This is a genomic window from Streptomyces sp. NPDC088794, assembly GCF_044750545.1.
Lineage (GTDB): Bacteria > Actinomycetota > Actinomycetes > Streptomycetales > Streptomycetaceae > Streptomyces.
This window is the reverse complement of record NZ_JBIVKB010000036.1, coordinates 1-15,813: the sequence shown is the minus strand read 5'-3', so window position 1 is coordinate 15,813 and position 15,813 is coordinate 1. Positions and strand designations below refer to the sequence as shown.

The following is a 15,813-nucleotide window of genomic DNA, read 5'->3' as shown; positions in this document are numbered from 1 at the left end:
GACGACCGTCGTGCCGGTCATGTGGGTGCACCGGCCGAAGGTGTGATCGGATGGTGTCCTGGCACCCGGATACGGGCCCCGCACGGGGCCCCACCCGAAAGGAACAATCGTGGCAACCACGCGCTCCGCACACACCGTCTGGGAAGGCAACCTGATCGAGGGCCAAGGTGTCGTGAACTTCGACTCCTCCGGTGCCATCGAGGCGCAGCCGGTCACGTGGGCTTCGCGCTCTCAGGACGCCAACGGCAAGACCAGCCCGGAAGAGCTGATCGCCGCCGCGCACTCCAGCTGCTTCTCCATGGCGCTGTCGCACGCCCTCAACGGCGCCGGCACCCCGCCCACCAAGCTCGTCACCTCGGCCGACGTGAACTTCCAGCCGGGTGAGGGCATCACCGGCATCCACCTCACGGTCGAGGGCACGGTTCCCGGCATCGACGACGAGGCCTTCGTCGCCGCCGCCGAGGACGCCAAGAAGAACTGCCCGGTCAGCCAGGCGCTCACCGGCACGACCATCACGCTGTCGGCCAAGCTCGCCTGACCCCGTAGGCCTGGTCACTTCTTCGGTGCCGCGTTCCCCGATCGGGGGCGCGGCATCGTCGTTTCCGGGTAGGCGGCATTGACAACAGCGCACTCAAGTTTTGTGCTGTAGTCGGGGAAGTGCCCTGGCGGAAGGGGACCGAAATGGCACGTGCGGTCGGGATCGATCTGGGGACCACGAACTCGGTGGTCGCCGTCCTTGAGGGCGGCGAACCCACCGTCGTCGCCAACGCGGAGGGAGCCAGGACCACACCGTCGGTGGTGGCCTTCGCCAAGAACGGGGAGGTGCTGGTCGGCGAGGTCGCCAAGCGGCAGGCCGTGACGAACGTGGAGCGCACCGCGCGCTCGGTGAAGCGGTACATGGGTGACGCGGAGTGGCGTTTCCCCTCGGAGGGTTCGATCGACGGAACCCGCTACCGGGCGCAGGAGTTGTCCGCCCGGGTGCTGCAGAAGCTGAAGCGGGACGCCGAGGCCTACCTCGGTGAGGACGTCACGGACGCGGTGATCACCGTACCGGCGTACTTCGACGACTCGCAGCGGCAGGCGACCAAGGAGGCCGGGGAGGTCGCGGGCCTGAAGGTGCTGCGGATCATCAACGAGCCGACGGCCGCCGCGCTCGCCTACGGTCTGGACCGGGGTGAGGAGCAGACCGTGCTGGTCTTCGACCTCGGCGGCGGCACCTTCGACGTGTCGTTGCTGGAGATCGGCGACGGTGTCATCGAGGTCAAGGCGACCAACGGCGATACCCACTTGGGCGGTGACGACTGGGACCAGCGGGTCGTCGAGTACCTGGTCAAGAAGTTCAAGGGACAGCAGGGCATCGACCTCGGCACCGACAAGATGGCCCTGCAACGGCTGCGCGAGGGCGCCGAGAAGGCCAAGATCGAGCTGTCCAGCTCGACCGAGACCACCATCAACCTGCCCTACATCACGGCCTCCGCGGCCGGGCCGCTGCACCTCGACGAGAAGATGACCCGGGCGCAGTTCCAGGAGCTGACCGCCGATCTCCTCGACCGCTGCAAGACGCCCTTCCACCAGGCGATCAAGGACGCGAACGTGCCGTTGGCGGCGATCGACCACGTGATCCTGGTCGGCGGCTCTACCCGTATGCCCGCGGTCACCGACCTGGTCAAGGAACTCACCGGCAAGGACCCGCACAAGGGCGTCAACCCGGACGAGGTCGTCGCCGTCGGCGCGGCCCTCCAGGCGGGTGTCATCCGCGGCGACGTCAAGGACGTGCTGCTGCTCGACGTCACCCCGCTGTCCCTCGGCATCGAGACCAAGGGCGGCATCATGACCAAGCTGATCGAGCGCAACACCACGATCCCGACCCGGCGTTCGGAGATCTTCACGACCGCCGCCGACAACCAGCCCTCGGTCGGCATCCAGGTCTACCAGGGCGAACGCGAGATCGCCGCGTACAACAAGAAGTTGGGCGTCTTCGACCTCACAGGGCTGCCGCCCGCCCCGCGTGGGGTGCCGCAGATCGAGGTCGCCTTCGACATCGACGCCAACGGAATCATGCACGTGTCGGCAAAAGACCTCGCCACGGGTCGCGAACAGAAGATGACGGTCACCGGCGGCTCCGCGCTCCCGAAGAACGACATCGACCGCATGATGCGGGAGGCGGAGCAGTACGCCGACGAGGACCGCAAGCGCCGGGAGGCCGCCGAGACCCGCAACCAGGCCGAGCAACTCGTCTACCAGACCGAGAAGTTCGTCCGCGACAACGAGGAGCGCATCCCGGCCGAGACCCGCTCCGAGGTCGAGGCCGCGGCCACGGAGCTGAAGGAACTGCTGGAACAGGACGCCGACACGGCCGCGTTGCGCACGGGCGTGGAGAAACTCGCCTCCGTCAGCCAGCAGATGGGCCAGGCGATGTACGCGCAGGCCGACCGGCCTCCGACGGACGACGCCGACGGCGGTGGCACCGGTACCGAGCAGGACACCTCACCGCAGGACGACGAGGGAGTGGTGGACGCGGAGATCGTCGACGATGACCGGGACACGAAGGGCGGTGCGGCCTAGCCACCCCTAGGAACCGGTCTTCTCCCAACCCCTACGCTCCGGCCGCGGCCCCAACTGCCTGGGGTCGCGGCTGCGGTAGACCACGTACGGGCGGAACAGATACTGGACCGGCGCGCTGAACATGTGGACCAGGCGGGTGTACGGCACCAGCGCGATCAGTGTCATGCCGATGACGGCGTGGATCTGGTACAGCACCGGCACGCCCGCCATCAGCTCCGTCCTCGGCTGGAGGGTGAACAGGCTGCGGGCCCAAGGGGCGATGGACCGGCGGTAGTTGTAGCCGTCGCCGGAGGCGTGGGTCAGTTTCGCCACCATGCCCAGCGCGATCGCCGCGAGCAGCACGACGTACATGAGCTTGTCGTTGACCGTGGTCGCCCGGAACACGGGGGCGTTCGTACGGCGGCGGTAGAGCAGGAGCAGGATGCCGGCGACCGTGAGGACACCGGCCGCGGTGCCGCCGTAGAGCGAGAGCAGGTGGTAGACGTGCTCGCCGATACCGGCCGCGTGGGTCCATGACTCGGGGACGAACAGGCCCACCAGGTGACCGGCGAGGACGAAGAGGATGCCGTAGTGGAAGGCGGGGGAGGCGATGTTCAGGAGCCTCGACTCGTAGACCTGCGATGAGCGTGTCGTCCAGCCGAACTTGTCGTAGCGATGGCGCCAGAACAGGCCGGCGACCAGGAGGACGAAGGCGAGATAGGGCAGGGCGCCCCACAGGAACGTGCTCATCGGCGGGCCTCGGTGGGAGCGGGCGGCAGGGTGGCGCAGACGGCGTCCAGGACGGACGCGTAGGGCGTGCCGAAGTCGGCGAGGCGGGCGCGGAGTTGGTCCAGGGCGGCGCGGTACTCGGAGAGGAGTTCGAGGTTGCCGGTGCGGGACGTGAACTCCAGGACCGCCGGCAGGAAGTCCGGCAGCTCCTCGCCGGTGAACTCCAACTCGTGCGCGCGGTACAGCTCCTTGAAGCGGACCAGGGACATCCCGCGCCGCCGGGTGTCGCCGTCGTGCCACCAGCTCAGGTACAGGCTGTGCCGGTTCTTGAAGTCGAAGACCTGGACGTAGTGCGCGGCCAGGTCCTGCGGTGGGGTGAGGGCCGCGTGGTCGACGAACTCCCGTAGTTGCGGGGCGGCTTCGCGCAGCAGCGGGAGCCGGGCGCGGAAGTCGTCGTCGGGGTAGGTCAGGCAGAGCGCGGCCGCCTGGTACAGCACAGCGTCCGAGGGCATCAGGCATCCTTCGCGTCGTGGTCCGGCCGGTCCGGGTGGTCCGCGGTCTGGCGGTCGCGCAGGGCGTGGAAGTTCTCCACGGACACGATCGGCAGCAGCTTGCGCCCCGAGTCCTGGCCGAACGGCCCGTCGCCGCCCATCCCGGGACCGTCCGCGTGGTCGAGGCTGCACTCGTCGGGCAGCGCGGACTCCTCGAGGCGGCGCGCGTCCCCGACCGCCGCCGTCGGAATCACGTACCGGTCCTCGTACTTGGCGATCGCCAGCAGCCGGTACATCGCCTCGATCTCGGCGGGTTCCATGCCGACGGCCGCCGTGACCTCCGGGTCCGGTTCCTCGCCGAGGTTGATCGCCCGCATGTGGGAGCGCATCGCGGCGAGCTTCTCCAGCGAGGCGCGGACCGGGCCGACGTCACCGGCGGTGAACAGTTCCGCCAGGTATTCGAGGGGGATGCGGAGGGTCTCGATGGCCCCGAACAGGTTCTGCGCGTCCTCGCCGTCGTGCCCGGTCTCCGACAGCGCGTCGACCACGGGCGACAGCGGCGGGATGTACCAGACCATCGGCATGGTGCGGTACTCGGGATGCAGCGGCAGCGCGACCTTGTACGTGCTGATCAGCGCCCGCACGGGGGAGCGGCGGGCCGCCTCCATCCAGTCGTACGGGATCCCCGCCTCCTCGCACGCCCGCTGCACCGCGTGGTCGTCGGGGTCGAGGAACACACCCAACTGGGCCTCGTAGAGCACCTTTTCGTCCCGCACCGAAGCCGCGGCCGTCACCTTGTCGGCGTCGTAGAGGACGACCCCGAGGTAGCGCAGCCGGCCCACGCACGTCTCCGAGCACACGGTGGGCAGACCCACTTCGAGGCGCGGATAGCAGAGCGTGCACTTCTCGGCCTTGCCGGTGCGGTGGTTGAAGTACACCTTCTTGTACGGGCAGCCCGTCACGCACATCCGCCAGCCACGGCACTGGTCCTGGTCGACCAGGACGATCCCGTCCTCGGCCCGCTTGTACATCGCGCCGGACGGACAGGACGCCACGCACGCCGGGTTGAGGCAGTGCTCGCAGATGCGCGGCAGATAGAACATGAAGGTCTGCTCGAACTCGAACTTCACCTTGTCGGCCACCTGTTGGCGGGTGCGCTCGACCATCGGGTCGAGGTCGCCGTAGGCGGGGGCGCCCGCGAGGTTGTCGTCCCAGTTCGAGGACCACTCGATCTTCATCGGCTTGCCGTCGAGCTGGGAGACCGGGCGGGCCACCGGGTAGTCGTCGCCGAGCGGGGCGTCGGTGAGGTTCCTGTAGTCGTAGGTCCAGGGCTCGTAGTAGTCCTTGATCTCCGGCAGCCTGGGGTTGGAGAAGATCCCGGCGAGCTTGTGGAAACGGCCGCCCGCCTTGAGCTTCAGCGCCCCGCGCTTGTTGAGCTCCCAGCCGCCCTTCCACTTCTGCTGGTCCTCGTAGCGGCGCGGATAGCCCTGCCCTGGGCGGGTCTCGACGTTGTTGAACCAGACGTACTCCATGCCCTGCCGGTTGGTCCACGCCTGCTTGCAGGTGACCGAACAGGTGTGACAGCCGATGCACTTGTCGAGGTTCATGACCATGGCGATCTGGGCCATCGGACGCATCAGTACTCGACCTCCTGGCTGCGACGGCGGATGACCGTCACCTCGTCGCGCTGGTTGCCCGTCGGGCCCAGGTAGTTGAAGGCCCAGCTCAACTGGGCGTAGCCGCCGATGAGATGGGACGGCTTGAGGATCAGCCGGGTGAGCGAGTTGTGGATGCCGCCGCGCTTTCCGGTCGCCTCGGTCTTCGGGACGTTCACCGTGCGCTCCTGCGCGTGGTGCATGTAGACCGTGCCGGCCGGCATCCGGTGCGAGACGACGGCCCGGGCGACGACCACGCCGTTGCGGTTCTCCGCCTCGATCCAGTCGTTGTCCGCGACCCCGATGGCGTCCGCGTCCTGCGGGGACATCCAGATGTTCTGGCCGCCCCGGGAGAGGGCCAGCATGAACAGGTTGTCCTGGTACTCGGAGTGGATGGACCACTTGTTGTGCGGGGTGAGGTAACGGACCGTCACTTCCCGTTGTCCGTCCGGGCCGAGCCGCGGTTCGCCGAACAGCCTGTTCATGTCGAGCGGCGGCCGGTACACCGGGAGCGCCTCGCCCAGTTCGTGGATCCAGTCGTGGTCGAGGAAGAAGTGCTGGCGTCCGGTGAGCGTGTGCCAGGGCTTGAGCTGCTCGGTGTTCTGCGTGAACGCCGTGTAGCGCCGGCCGCCGGACTCGCTGCCCGACCACTCCGGCGAGGTGATGACCGGGACGGGGGCCGCCTGGGTGTCGGCGTACGTGACGCGCTTGCCCTCGTGCTCGGCCGCCAGGTGGGCCATCTCCTGCCCGGTGCGCTGCTCCAGGGTGCGGAAGCCCTGGGTGGCGAGCCGCCCGTTGGTCGTGCCGGACAGGGAGAGGATCGTGTTGGCGGCCTTCACCGCCGTGTCGAGGGACGGCCGGCGCTGATAGGCCGTGCCGTTCAACTCCCGCAGCCGCGCGACCTCTTCGTCCGGGTGCAGGGCGATTCCCTTGGCGGGCAGGCCCAGTTCCTCGACGAGCGGGCCGAGGGCGGTGAACTTGGCGCCGATCGCCGTGTAGTCCCGCTCCACGACGACCAGGTTCGGCATCGTCCTCCCCGGGATCGGCTCGCACTCCCCGCGCTTCCAGTCCAGGACCACCCCGCCGGGCTGGGCGGTCTCGCCCGGGGTGTCGTGCTGGAGCGGTGCCGCCACCAGGTCCTTGCGCACGCCCAGATGCAGCACGGACAGCTCACTCACCCGCTCCGCCAGCGCCTTGAACGTGTCGAAGTCGGTGCGCGCCTGCCACGGCGGGTCCACGGCCGGGGTGAAGGAGTGCACGTAGGGGTGCATGTCGGTGGAGGACAGGTCGTGCTTCTCGTACCAGGTCGCGGCGGGCAGCACGACGTCCGACAGGAGCGTGGAGGAGGTCTGCCGGAAGTCCAGTGACAGCAGCAGGTCGAGCTTGCCCTCGGGCGCCTCCTCCCGCCAGACGACGTCACGCGGGCGCTCGTCCACCGAGGCCTCCTCGGCGCTCAACGACGAGTGCGTGCCCAGCAGATGCTTCGTGAAGTACTCGGCGCCCTTCGCCGACGAACCCAGCAGATTGGCCCGCCACAGCGTCAGCACGCGCGGCCAGTTCTCCGGCGCGTCCGGGTCCTCGCAGGCGAACTTCAGTGTCCCGGCGCGCAGTTCGGCCACCGCCTTGGCCACCGGGTCGCCGAACGCCTCGCCCAGCTCCAGCGGATTGCGGTCGAAGGTCGGGTACGACGGCATCCACCCCGAACGCGCCGACAGGGCGAGGCAGTCGGCGCCCGTCATGCCCTTGAACCGGCCCTCGCCCAGCGGCGAGGCCAGCACGTCGGCCGTGAAGCGGTCGTAGCGCCACTGGTCGGTGTTGAGGAACCAGTAGGCGGTGCCGATCATCTGGCGCGGCGGACGCGACCAGTCGGAGGCGGCCGCCAGCGTCGCCCAGCCCGTCGCCGGGCGGCACTTCTCCTGGCCGACGTAGTGCGCCCAGCCGCCGCCGTTGCGGCCCTGGCAGCCGGTGAGCTGGAGCAGGGCGAGGAAGGCGCGGTAGATCGTCTCGGAGTGGAACCAGTGGTTGGTGCCCGCGCCCATCAGGATCATGCAGCGGCCCTTGGATCGCTCGGCGGTCCGCGCGAACTCCCTTGCGATCTTGACGCACTTGGCGGCCGGGACCGAGGTGTGCGTCTCCTGCCAGGCGGGCGTGCCGGGTGTGCGGGCGTCCTCGTAGGAGGTGGGCCAACTGCCGGGCAGGCCAGGGCGGTGGACCCCGTACTGGGCGAGCAGGAGATCGAAGACGGTCGTGACCAGCGGACCGTCCGTCCCGCCGAGCCGGGTCGCCGGGACCCCGCGTCGTACGACGTCCCCACGGCCTTGTCCGTGCTCGCCGCCGTCGGTGTCGAAGCGGGGGAGCAGGATCTCGACGTTTCCGGACGCCTCATGGCCGTACAGGCTCAACTGCGGCTCGACCGGACCCAGTTCGAGGTTCCAGCGGCCCTTGCCGGAGTCGGTCCAGCGGAAGCCCAGGGAGCCGTTCGGGACGACCGCGCGACCGCTGGCCGCGTCCAGGACGACCGTCTTCCAGTCGGCGCCCTCGCCGCTCTGCCCGAGGTCGGCGGCGCGCAGGAACTTCGACGGGACGTGTCCGCCGTCCTTCTCGGTGAGCGTGACCAGGAAGGGCAGATCGGTGAACTGCCGTACGTAGTCCGCGAAGAACGGCGTCTCGCGGTCGACGAAGAACTCCTTGAGGATCACATGTCCCATCGCCAGGGCCAGCGCGCCGTCCGTGCCGGGGTGCGGGTGCAGCCACTCGTCGGCGAACTTGGCGTTGTCCGCGTAGTCGGGCGCGACCACGACGACCTTCTGGCCGCGGTAGCGGGCCTCCGCCATCCAGTGCGCGTCCGGCGTGCGGGTGACCGGGACGTTCGAGCCCCACATCATCAGGTACGCGGCGTCCCACCAGTCGCCCGACTCCGGTACGTCCGTCTGGTCGCCGAAGACCTGCGGGGAGGCCACGGGCAGGTCGGCGTACCAGTCGTAGAAGGAGAGCATCGGGGCGCCGATGAGGGAGTGGAAGCGGGCGCCCGCCGCGTGCGACACCATCGACATCGCGGGGATGGGGGAGAAGCCGGCGATCCGGTCGGGGCCGTACGTCTTGATGGTGTGGACGTGCGCGGCGGCGACGATCTCGACGGCCTCGTCCCAGGTGGCGCGGACCAGTCCGCCCTTGCCGCGGGCTTGCTGGTAGCGGCGGCGGCGCTCGGGGTCGGCCTGGAGGTCGGCCCAGGCCAGGACCGGGTCGCCGTGCCGGGCGAGGGCCTCGCGGTACAGGTCGAGCAGGACACCCCGGATGTACGGATAGCGCACGCGGGTCGGCGAGTACGTGTACCAGGAGAAGGCGGCGCCCCGGGGGCAGCCGCGCGGCTCGTACTCGGGGCGGTCGGGGCCCACCGACGGGTAGTCCGTCTGCTGGGTCTCCCAGGTGATGATGCCGTCCTTGACGTACACCTTCCACCGGCACGAACCCGTGCAGTTCACACCGTGCGTGGAGTTCACGACCTTGTCGTGGCTCCAGCGGTCCCGGTAGAAGGCGTCCGCCTCCCGGCCGCCGGACAGCCCGATGCTGTGCAGGTCGGGCGCCGGTGTACCGGGCCGGAAGAACCTGCCCAGCCGCAGCAGCGCCGCACCCGGCTCGGCGGGCGGTGTCCGTATCTCGGTCACGTGCGCTCCCTTGCTTGCCCGTGGTGTCGAACCTAGGGCGGGGCAGGGGAGCGCACCTTTTCACCGCAGCCGTACGGGTCAGGCCTTGCGGGCGACCGCGCCGTACAGGGGCACGATGCCCTCGGCCTGGGCCGCCACGTCCTCCGGGTCCGGCCGCCAGCCGTAGACCGAGATGACGCCGGGGCCGAGGAGTTCCAGACCGTGGAAGAAGCGCGAGAACTCGGCCAGGTCGCGCGGATGGAACGGGGTACCGCTGCGCCGGAAGTGCTCGGCGGCCTGCGCGATGGCCTCCGGGTTGAGATCCGGTGTGACCTGCGACATCACCAGATAGCTGCCCGGCACGAGCACGTCGACGTACCGCTTGATCAGGCCGTACACGTCGTCCCCGTCGGGGTCCTCGCCCAGGTAGTGGGTGAGCGCCACCAGCGACAGCGCGATCGGCTGCGTGAAGTCCAGGCTCTCGCCGGCCAGCCGCAGGATCGTGTCCGGGTCACGGACGTCGGCGTGCACGTACTCCGTGCTGCCCTCGGCCGAGCCGTGCAGCAGTGCCTCCGCGTGGCGCAGCACGATCGGGTCGTTGTCCGCGTACACCACCTTGGCGTCCGGGGCGACGCTCTGCGCCACCTGGTGCAGGTTGGGCTCGGTGGGGATGCCCGTGCCGATGTCCAGGAACTGGCGGATGCCGGCCTCGGCGACGGTACGGGTCGCCCGGTGCATGAAGCGGCGGTTGGCGCGCGCCCCGCGCACCGCCGTGCCGTCCGCGGCCAGGATGCGGCGGGCCAGCTCCTCGTCCACCGGGTAGTTGTCCTTGCCGCCCAGCCACCAGTCGTACACCCGGGCCGGGTGCGGCCTGCTCGTGTCTATCTGGACGGGCGCGGCGTCGGATCCGGTCATGCCGTGTCTTCTCCTCGTGTGGGAAAGGTGCGATGCGTGACTCCGGAGGTGCCGTGGGGGGAGAAGTGCAGGTGGTTCCGGGCTGTGCTGTGCCGCTCGGGGTCGGGCCGCTCAGAAGTCCTCGCGGCACTCCCGCAGCAGCTTCTTGGTGCGCTCGGCCGAGGCCGCGCGCGCCGTCATGTGGTCGAGGACCTCCAGGTGCGCGGAGACCTCGCTGCGGGAGTCGAGATACAGGGCGCCGGTCAGGTACTCGGTGAAGACCATGTCGGGCAGCTCCGGCTCGGCGAAGCGGAAGAGGGTGAAGGGCGCGTACGTCCCCGGATGCGGACCGTCCTCGAACTCGGCGATCTGGAGCGTGACCCGGTCGCGCTCGGCGTACTCGAGCAGCTTGTCCAGCTGTCCGCGCATCACCTCGCCGCGGATGCTCACCGGCCGCCGCAGCACCGTCTCGTCCATGATCACCCACAGGTGGGGCGGGTCGTCGCGGTCCAGCAGCCGCTGGCGGGTCATACGCAGGGTCACATGCCGCTCGATGGCCCCCGGCTCGGTCTGCCCGACCGTGCCCGCCTCCATCACCGCACGCGCGTAGTCCTCGGTCTGGAGCAGCCCGGGCACGAAGTGCGGTTCGTAGGAGCGGATCAGCCGGGCGGCACCCTCCAGGCTCACGTACAGGCTGAACCAGTCCGGCAGCACGTCGTGGAAGCGCTGCCACCAGCCCGGCCGGTTCGCCTCCTCGGCCAGCGCGACGAACGCCGTCGCCTCCTCCTCGGCGACCCCGTACGTCTCCAGGAGCACCTGGACATACGGGATCTTCAGCGCGACGTCGGCCATTTCCATCCGCCGTACGGTCGCGGGAGCCACCCGCAGTACCCGGGCGGCCTCCTCACGCTTGAGGCCGGCCGCCTCTCTCAGTTCCTGCAGGCGCTTGCCGAGCACCACCTGGCCCACGGTGGGCGCGGGACGCCGCTCACTCACGTCACGCCTCCCCTACGCGCCGAAGTATGCGCGAAGCAGTGTGTCATGTTCCGCCGACAGTCTCATGGGATCCGGGTGAGGCATATGCCTCACCGGCGATCTCCCTCCTCATTACCCCAGACGTAATCGACTCGGCGCGCGACGCGCGGGACCGTGGCCACATCGGGTCCCGGGCCGGCGCACTCCGGTCCGGGACCCGTCAGGACATCAGCGAGTGGAGATACTTGGCCGTCGCCGGGTCGGCCGGGAGCAGCGTCTCGATGGCCAGCTCGGCGACCGTCACGTCCATCGGGGTGTTGAAGGTGGAGATCGACGAGATGAACGACAGCGTCCGGCCGTCGTGCTCAAGCCGCATGGGCAGCGCGAAGTACGGTACGGGCTCGGCCGGTTCGGCGGCCGGGTCCGACTCGGGCACCGGATAGGCGGCGACCTCCTCGTACAGCTGCCGCAGCGGCTCGGAGCGGTGCAGGGCGATCTCGCGCCGCATCTGGTCCAGCAGGTGCCCGCGCCATTCACGCAGATTGCGGATGCGTGGTGCCAGGCCCTCCGGGTGCAGGGTCAACCGCATGGCGTTCAGGGGCGGTTGGCGGAGATGGTCCGGGATGCCGTCGAGCAGGACGGCGACGCCCCGGTTCGCCGCCAGCACCTGGTACGTCGCGTCCACCACCAGCGCCGGATACGGCTCGTAGCACTGGATCAGCCGCTCCACGCCCTCGCGCAGGGCGTCCAGGGCGGGGGAGTCCAGCGGGGTCTCCGGATAGCGCGGGGCGTAACCGGCCGCCAGCAGCAGGGCGTTGCGCTCGCGCACGGGAACGTCCAGGTGCTCGGCGAGCCGCAGCACCATCTCCTCGCTGGGCCGGGAGCGGCCCGTCTCGATGAAGCTGATGTGCCGCGCGGAGGAGTCGGCCCGCAGCGCCAGCTCCAGCTGACTCACCCGCCGCCGCTCCCGCCAGTCCCGCAGCAGCGGGCCGACACCCTTGTCGACGGTGGGAGCCGTGGTGGCGGTGGTGGAGTTCCCGTGCGCGGCGGCGGTCATACGACGACCGTAGTCGACGTCCGCGGAAGGGAACCGGGCACACCGCGGACGACCCCCTCTGACCAGCGCGGCGATGTCCCGGACTGTGGCACGCTGAAGGGGTGTCCGGCCGTCACGAAGGAGCGATGCCATGCCCGTGGAACCGCTGTCGCAGCAGCAGATCGAGGAGGGGCTGGCCGAGCTGCCGGGCTGGTCGCTCGACGGCGACCTGCTCACCCGCTCCTACCGGCTCGGCACGCACTTCGCGGCGACCGCGATGGTCGTCCACATCGCCCAGGTCCAGGAGGAGTTGGACCACCACTCCGACCTCACCCTCGGCTACAACACCGTGTCCCTGACGGTGAACACGCACAGCGTCGGCGGCAAGGTCACCGCGCTGGACTTCGCGCTCGCTCGCCGCGTCGAGGAATTGGCGCAGGGCCACGGGGCACACTGACGTGCGTGCTCGACTACGACAAGGAAGCCGACGCCTACGACGCGAGCCGCGGCGGTGAGCCACGGGCCGCAGCCGCGGCGGACGCCGTACTGGGCCTGGTCCCCGCCTCGGCCGGCCGGCTGCTCGACCTCGCCTGCGGCACCGGCATCGTCACCCGGCGGTTCGCGGCGGCGCGGCCCGCCACCCGGGTGACGGGCGCGGATCTGACGTACGGCATGGCCCGGATGGCCGCTCGGCGGCTGCCCGGCGCGATCGTCCTCGCCGACAGCCGCACGCTACCGTTCCCCGACGCCACCTTCGACGCCGTCACCAGCGTGTGGCTGCTGCACCTGCTCGACGAACCCGAGCACGTGCGGGCCGTCGTCGCCGAGTGCGCCCGGGTGCTCAGACCGGGCGGGGTGTACGTCACCACCGTCGACAAGGCCGCCGCACACGACGTGGGCAGCGACATCGACGCGGTGCTCGCTCCGCGCCCGCGCCGCCCGGCCCCCGACGCCGCCCTGCTGGTGGAGACGTACGCCGCCGCGCAGCGCCTGCGTCCGGCGGGGCAGGCCCGCTTCAGGGGCCGGGGTCAGGGGCGCAGTCCCCGTCGTACTGCCGCCGATCTGCGCCGCGGCTGGTTCACCCGGCTGCCGCCCGGCGACCCGCTCACCGAGCGGTTCGCCGAGCGTCTCGAGGCGCTGCCCGACCAGGAACGGCCGCGCGCCGACCCGGAGTTCACGCTGCGGGCCTTCAGGAAGCCGGCGGTCGGCTGAAGTCCATGGTCCAGTTGGTCAGCCAGGTCTCCTCGCCGTCGAGGGCATCGAGAGAGTCGAGGGAGTCAGGGGAGTCGAGGGAGAAGGCCTGTTCCCAGCGGGCACGGTCCGGCGCCGCGACCGTCCAGACATACCGCACCCGTACGTCCTTGCCGTCGTGCGTGTCGTCACCGTGGAACTCGCCCCGGTCGCCGTCGAATCGACCGACCACGGGTGGGAAGAGCGTGCCGCTGCGGCTGGACGCCCAGTACAGCGACCACCGCTCGGTCTCCCGGTCGAAGAGCCGCAAGGTCGCGCCCTTGGCCGCGAGCTGCGGCAGATCGATCTCGTCGACGTTCGCGGCCCCGTCGAACAGCGGCCAACAACGGGCCGTTGCCGGGAACACCTCCCAACCGCTGTCCGGGTCGAGGAAGTCGGTGCGGCGACGGTTGACCACCTCCCAATCGCCGTGGAGGAAGTCGAAGTCGTGCGGGCCGCTCATGCCCGGTCTCCTGTCGTTCCCTCGGGCAGGGAGTCGGCCAAGTAGGCGTCGAGGTCCGGGACTTCGGGCGCGAGCAGGTGCCGTACCCAGGCGTCCCGTTCGTGCAGGATCGGCGGCAGCTCCCAGACGCAGCCGATCCAGGGCAGGTCGGGTCGGATGAAGTGGGTGGGGTCGTCGTCCGGGCAGCCCAGCACCGGCTGGCCCGCCGAGGCGCCCCGGAAGTGCAGCACGTTGTCCCACACCCAGCTGTAGGCGTTGAGATAGGCGCCGGTGTCGCCGCCCTTGTGCAGCACCACGAAGGTGGCCGGCGGAGTGCCGTCCGGCTCCGGCAGCAGCTCCGGGAGGATCGCGTACGCCGCCTTCTCGATCTCGGGCGCGATGCCCGCCGGATCGGCGGTGACGTGGTAGCGCTTGATGTGCCGGCCGGCCAGCTCGATCGGGGGTGGCACGGTGAGCAGTTTCTCGGTGAAGGCCATGGCGGGACGCTAGGCCACCTTCACTGACAACATGTGTCAGTGAAGTCTGGGATTCTGGAGAGGTGAAGTCCAGCCGACTCGTCTCGATCCTCCTGCTGCTCCAGACCCGGGGCCGGATGACCGCCGCCCAGCTCGCCGAGGAGCTGGAGGTCTCGGTGCGCACGGTCTACCGGGACGTCGAGGCGCTCGGCGCGGCGGGCGTCCCGCTGTACGGCGACGCGGGCCACGCCGGCGGCTACCGCCTGCTCGACGGCTACCGCACCCGCCTGACCGGCCTCACGGCGGGGGAGGCGGAGGCGCTCTTCCTCTCCGGCGCCCCGGGCCCGGCCGCCGAACTGGGCCTCGGCTCCGTGCTCGCCGCCGCCCAGCTGAAGGTGCGGGCCGCGCTGCCGCCGGAGCTGCGTGTCCACGCCGACCGGATCAGCGGCCGCTTCCACCTGGACGCACCCGGCTGGTACGCGGAGGCCGACGACGCCCCGTACCTCCCGGCGGTGGCCGACGCGGTCTGGAACAGCCTTGTCCTGCGCGTCCGTTACCGCCGCTGGGCCGAACCGACGGATGTGGAGCGGCGGTTGGAGCCGTACGGGCTGGTGCTGAAGGCGGGGCGCTGGTACGTCGTGGCGGGAGCCGAGGGATCCGGGCCGCGTACCTTCCGGGTCGACCAGATCCTCGAACTGGCCACGTCGGACGAGGAGTTCACGCGCCCCGAAGCCTTCGACCTGGCGGCCTACTGGACGGCGTACCAGCGCGACTTCCACGACCGGCTGTACCGGGCGGAGGCGGTGGTGCGGCTGGCCCCGGGCGTGACGCTGCCGAGGACGGTGAACGGGCGTGCAGGAGAGGGCGGTTGGACCGTCGTTCGGGTCCCCATCGAATCCGTCGAGCGGGCGCATGGCGAGTTCCTGCGCCTGGGCACGGACATCGAGGTCCTCGAACCGCCCGAGCTGCGCGAACGCATCGCCCGAACGATCGCCGAACTGGCCGAAAGATACGGCAACGCGGCGGAAGGCGGCGGCGACTGAACGTGCGGAACCCGTCCGTCCTCTCTGGAGGTACGTCACGTGCAGCATCCGCACCCGCACCTGTCTTTGAACGCGCGTCGCAGACGCCGAGCCGCCGTCTCGGCGATGGCCGCCACCGCGGCTCTGATCGCCGCCGGACTCACCGGTCTCAACGCAGGCCCGGCCGAGGCCGCCACCGCCCGCCAGGTCGAGAAGCTCGACCGGGGTGTCGTCAGCGTCCACACCGACACCGGCAACCTGGTCAGTTGTCGCTGGCTCGGTACCGACCCGAACGACGTCTCCTTCAACGTCTACCGGGCCGGTACGAAGGTCAACGCGACCCCGATCAGCGGCTCCACGAACTACTTCCACGCCGGCGCCCCCGCCCAGGCCGACTACACGGTCCGCGCGATCGTGGGCGGTGTCGAGCAGGCGGACTCGGTCCACGCGGTCCAGTTCCGCACCGGCTACAAGGACGTACCCATCACGCCACCGGCCGGCGGCACGACCCCCGACGGCGTGGCGTACACCTACGAGGCGAACGACGCCTCCGTCGGAGACCTGGACGGCGACGGCCAGTGAGCAATGCTCAAGACCTGTGGATCAATCTCGGGTTGGACGCGAAGGGCGTACCTTCCCGATTGATCCTGTGATGGTCACCGAGTAGGCCCGCGT

Annotated in this window: 14 protein-coding genes and 1 pseudogene; 6 read left to right on the top strand and 9 right to left on the bottom strand. The window is 70.2% G+C overall.

Translation table 11 applies throughout. The features are described from left to right. The first annotated feature begins 109 nt into the window (after window positions 1–109). Both ACIP6U_RS48210 and dnaK read left to right on the top strand, forming a co-directional pair. On the top strand, window positions 110–538 hold the full coding sequence (locus ACIP6U_RS48210) for an OsmC family protein (protein ID WP_401729856.1): 429 nt from the start codon (window positions 110–112) through the stop codon (window positions 536–538). A gap of 143 nt (window positions 539–681) precedes the next feature. Beyond that, window positions 682–2,565: a molecular chaperone DnaK gene (dnaK, locus tag ACIP6U_RS48205; protein WP_401729854.1), complete on the top strand. Its 1,884-nt coding sequence runs from the start codon at window positions 682–684 to the stop codon at window positions 2,563–2,565. Between the two features lie 6 nt (window positions 2,566–2,571). On the opposite strand, the gene narI is transcribed toward dnaK, so the two are convergent. From narI to ACIP6U_RS48170, 7 genes are all read right to left on the bottom strand, one after another. Beyond that, complete coding sequence (gene narI, locus ACIP6U_RS48200; protein WP_401729852.1) at window positions 2,572–3,294, bottom strand: respiratory nitrate reductase subunit gamma; 723 nt, start codon at window positions 3,292–3,294, stop codon at window positions 2,572–2,574. Then, a complete protein-coding gene (gene narJ / locus ACIP6U_RS48195) occupies window positions 3,291–3,785 on the bottom strand; it encodes a nitrate reductase molybdenum cofactor assembly chaperone (RefSeq protein ID WP_401729850.1) in 495 nt (164 codons plus the stop codon). Before narJ ends, narI begins: the two co-directional genes overlap by 4 nt. Then, window positions 3,785–5,401 carry a nitrate reductase subunit beta gene (narH, locus tag ACIP6U_RS48190; RefSeq protein ID WP_401729848.1) on the bottom strand — a complete coding sequence of 539 codons (1,617 nt, stop codon included), beginning with the start codon at window positions 5,399–5,401 and terminating at the stop codon, window positions 3,785–3,787. Before narH ends, narJ begins: the two co-directional genes overlap by 1 nt. Next, window positions 5,401–9,084, bottom strand: coding sequence for a nitrate reductase subunit alpha (locus ACIP6U_RS48185; RefSeq protein WP_401729847.1), 3,684 nt, complete (start codon window positions 9,082–9,084; stop codon window positions 5,401–5,403). The genes narH and ACIP6U_RS48185 overlap by 1 nt, the downstream gene beginning before the upstream one ends. Before the next feature lie 78 nt (window positions 9,085–9,162). After that, complete coding sequence (locus tag ACIP6U_RS48180; RefSeq protein ID WP_401729845.1) at window positions 9,163–9,978, bottom strand: SAM-dependent methyltransferase; 816 nt, start codon at window positions 9,976–9,978, stop codon at window positions 9,163–9,165. Window positions 9,979–10,089: 111 nt separating this feature from the next. Beyond that, window positions 10,090–10,953, bottom strand: a complete 864-nt coding sequence (locus ACIP6U_RS48175) for a helix-turn-helix domain-containing protein (RefSeq protein WP_401729843.1) — start codon at window positions 10,951–10,953, stop codon at window positions 10,090–10,092. Window positions 10,954–11,152: 199 nt separating this feature from the next. Beyond that, the gene (locus tag ACIP6U_RS48170) at window positions 11,153–11,989 is read right to left on the bottom strand and encodes a helix-turn-helix domain-containing protein (RefSeq protein WP_401729842.1); all 837 of its coding nucleotides are present in this window, start codon (window positions 11,987–11,989) and stop codon (window positions 11,153–11,155) included. 130 nt (window positions 11,990–12,119) lie between these two features. Here ACIP6U_RS48170 and ACIP6U_RS48165 point away from each other — a divergent pair, with 130 nt between their 5' ends. Then, window positions 12,120–12,425: a 4a-hydroxytetrahydrobiopterin dehydratase gene (locus tag ACIP6U_RS48165; RefSeq protein WP_401729841.1), complete on the top strand. Its 306-nt coding sequence runs from the start codon at window positions 12,120–12,122 to the stop codon at window positions 12,423–12,425. A 5-nt stretch (window positions 12,426–12,430) separates the two neighbouring features. Further along, window positions 12,431–13,180 (top strand): class I SAM-dependent methyltransferase, encoded by a 750-nt coding sequence (locus ACIP6U_RS48160; protein ID WP_401729839.1) that lies wholly within the window; start codon window positions 12,431–12,433, stop codon window positions 13,178–13,180. Here ACIP6U_RS48160 and ACIP6U_RS48155 read toward each other — a convergent pair. After that, window positions 13,158–13,661: a hypothetical protein gene (locus ACIP6U_RS48155; RefSeq protein ID WP_401729838.1), complete on the bottom strand. Its 504-nt coding sequence runs from the start codon at window positions 13,659–13,661 to the stop codon at window positions 13,158–13,160. The two genes, ACIP6U_RS48160 and ACIP6U_RS48155, sit on opposite strands and share 23 nt — an antisense overlap. Further along, entirely contained in the window at window positions 13,658–14,137 is a 480-nt protein-coding gene (locus ACIP6U_RS48150; protein WP_401729836.1) for a hypothetical protein, read from the bottom strand. Before ACIP6U_RS48150 ends, ACIP6U_RS48155 begins: the two co-directional genes overlap by 4 nt. Before the next feature lie 62 nt (window positions 14,138–14,199). Between ACIP6U_RS48150 and ACIP6U_RS48145 the strand changes: the two genes are divergently transcribed. Together ACIP6U_RS48145 and ACIP6U_RS48140 are read left to right on the top strand one after the other, a co-directional pair. Next, window positions 14,200–15,159: a helix-turn-helix transcriptional regulator gene (locus ACIP6U_RS48145; RefSeq protein WP_401729835.1), complete on the top strand. Its 960-nt coding sequence runs from the start codon at window positions 14,200–14,202 to the stop codon at window positions 15,157–15,159. Between the two features lie 39 nt (window positions 15,160–15,198). Further along, window positions 15,199–15,714 (top strand): annotated as a pseudogene (locus tag ACIP6U_RS48140) (rhamnogalacturonan lyase); the annotation flags it as partial. Between the last annotated feature and the right edge of the window lie 99 nt (window positions 15,715–15,813).